At 68.5% G+C, this 2,326-nt stretch carries 3 protein-coding genes; 2 read left to right on the forward strand and 1 reads right to left on the reverse strand.

The window, feature by feature from the left end; all coding sequences use genetic code 11:
- Positions 1-58 precede the first annotated feature (58 nt).
- A complete protein-coding gene (locus ACFCX4_RS35935; RefSeq protein ID WP_376151633.1) occupies positions 59-253 on the reverse strand; it encodes a hypothetical protein in 195 nt (64 codons plus the stop codon).
- Positions 254-602: 349 nt separating this feature from the next.
- On the opposite strand from ACFCX4_RS35935, the gene ftsE reads away from it, so the two are divergent.
- Both ftsE and ftsX read left to right on the forward strand, forming a co-directional pair.
- On the forward strand, positions 603-1,292 hold the full coding sequence (gene ftsE, locus ACFCX4_RS35940) for a cell division ATP-binding protein FtsE (RefSeq protein ID WP_376151635.1): 690 nt from the start codon (positions 603-605) through the stop codon (positions 1,290-1,292).
- A 76-nt stretch (positions 1,293-1,368) separates the two neighbouring features.
- Positions 1,369-2,280 (forward strand): permease-like cell division protein FtsX, encoded by a 912-nt coding sequence (gene ftsX / locus ACFCX4_RS35945; RefSeq protein WP_376151637.1) that lies wholly within the window; start codon positions 1,369-1,371, stop codon positions 2,278-2,280.
- The last annotated feature ends 46 nt before the right edge of the window (positions 2,281-2,326 follow it).

A 2,326-nucleotide genomic window follows, 5' to 3' on the forward strand; every position in this document is an offset into this window, starting at 1 on the left:
GGCCCCGACCGCTGACAGCGGTCGGGGCCTTCCCCGTCGTCGTGGGTGCGGACGTCGTTCAGGCCAGCGCCTGCCGCGCGATCAGCGCCACCGCGAGCAGCCCGGCCAGGACGGCCAGCAGCACCGCGGGGGAGAGTGCGGCGAACGGGCCCTGCTGCTCCTGCAGCCGGGCCCGGGTGGCACGGCACGCGGGGCAGCGGCCCTCGCTGACGCGGCCGTTGCAGTGGGCGCACACCAGATGGTCGCAGGTCATGCGATCTCCTCCTCGCTGCTACTGCAAACGCACCGGACCGGGCCTTGGTTCCTTCTCTTGCCCTGTGCGGCGGAGCGGTCGGGCCCGACCGCACCCTCCACTCTGCCAGGTTCCGGCCGTTCCGGCCCCCGGGCTGTGAGATGGCTCCCAATTTTCGGGGCATATCCGGGCATTGTCCCCCAGTTTTCCCGCGCTGTCGCGGCCCGAACCTGCGAGCCGGGTGCCCGTTCGCGTATGGTCCCAAGCCGGGAGCGGCCGTTCCGCCCCCCTCGCCCGCCCGGGCCGGGCAGGCCGAGGGGCGGACCGACCCAGGACTGGTGCCGCCTAGGATGGCCTCCGTGATGCAGCCGTGATCAGATTCGACAACGTCTCCAAGACCTATCCCAAGCAGAACCGTCCCGCCCTGGACAACGTCTCGCTGGAGATCGAGAAGGGCGAGTTCGTCTTCCTGGTCGGCTCGTCCGGCTCGGGCAAGTCCACCTTCCTGCGCCTGTGCCTGCGCGAGGAGCGCCCCAGCAACGGCGAGGTCCACGTGCTGGGCAAGGACCTCGGCAAGCTGTCCAACTGGAAGGTGCCGCACATGCGCCGCCAGCTGGGCACCGTCTTCCAGGACTTCCGCCTGCTGCCCAACAAGACGGTCGCGCAGAACGTCGCGTTCGCGCTGGAGGTCATCGGCAAGCCGAAGAGCGCCATCGGCAAGGTGGTCCCCGAGGTGCTCGACCTGGTCGGCCTCGGCGGCAAGGAGGACCGCATGCCGGGCGAGCTCTCCGGTGGTGAGCAGCAGCGCGTGGCGATCGCGCGGGCCTTCGTCAACCGGCCGATGCTGCTGATCGCGGACGAGCCCACCGGCAACCTCGACCCGCAGAACTCGGTCGGCATCATGAAGCTGCTCGACCGGATCAACCGCACCGGCACCACCGTGCTGATGGCCACCCACGACCAGGCCATCGTCGACCAGATGCGCAAGCGCGTCATCGAGCTCGACAAGGGGCTGCTGGTCCGCGACCAGGCCCGCGGCGTCTACGGGTACCAGCACTGACCGCTCGGCGCTGAACCCGTGGGCCGCCCGCCCGCCTCGTCCGACCAGCAGTACCGACCCTGGAGTTGTTGAACGCATGCGCGCCCAGTTCGTCCTGTCGGAGATCGGTGTGGGTCTCCGCCGCAACCTGACGATGACCATCGCGGTCGTCGTCAGCGTCGCGCTCTCCCTCGCCCTCGCCGGTGCCTCCCTCCTGGTCCGCGACCAGGTCAACTCCATGAAGGGGTACTGGTACGACAAGGTCGAGGTGAGCATCTACTTCTGCACCAAGGCCGACGCCCGGAACTCGCCGCAGTGCGACAAGGGCGCGGCCACCGACCAGCAGGTCGCCGACATCAAGACCCAGCTGGACAAGATGGACTCGGTGGTGCAGTCCTCGACCTTCGAGAACTCCGCCGAGGCGTACAAGCACTGGAAGGAGATGAACCCGGACAACCCGCTCATCTCCGTCCTCGGCCCGGAGGCCATCCCGCAGTCCTGGCGGGTGAAGCTCAAGGACCCGACCAAGTACGACGTCATCCAGAGCGCCTTCGCCGGCAAGCCCGGCGTCAAGTCGGTCGAGGACCAGCGGAAGATCCTGGAGAACCTCTTCGGTCTCCTGAACGGCCTCCAGACGGCGGCCTTCGTGATCATGGTGCTGATGCTCTTCGTCGCCCTGCTGCTGATCGTCAACACCGTGCGGGTGTCGGCGTACAGCAGGCGGCGCGAGACCGGCATCATGCGCCTGGTCGGTGCTTCGAACTTCTACGTGCAGATGCCGTTCATCGCGGAGGCCGCGTTCTCCGCGCTGCTCGGCGCGGTGATGGCCTCCGGCCTGCTGCTGGGCGGTCACTTCTTCGTCCAGAACTGGCTGGCCGACCGGGTCCAGTTCATCCACTTCATCGGCCTCTCCTCGGTGTTGGCGGTGATACCGCTGCTGGTCGTGGTGGGTATGGGCATGGCCGGCATCGCCGCCTTCTTCACCCTCCGCAAGTACCTCAAGGTCTGATCCCGGGGGCCGGACCTGCCCGGCGGCCCCGGACGGCACTGCGCCG

The organism is Kitasatospora sp. NPDC056327, from assembly GCF_042261735.1.
In the GTDB taxonomy this organism is placed as follows: Bacteria; Actinomycetota; Actinomycetes; order Streptomycetales; family Streptomycetaceae; genus Kitasatospora.

Excerpts from the sequence above, each read along its gene's own strand:
- ACFCX4_RS35935 (WP_376151633.1), bottom strand. The coding sequence starts at position 253 with ATGACCTGCGACCATCTGGTGTGCGCCCACTGCAACGGCCGCGTCAGC.
- ftsX (WP_376151637.1), top strand. The coding sequence starts at position 1,369 with ATGCGCGCCCAGTTCGTCCTGTCGGAGATCGGTGTGGGTCTCCGCCGC.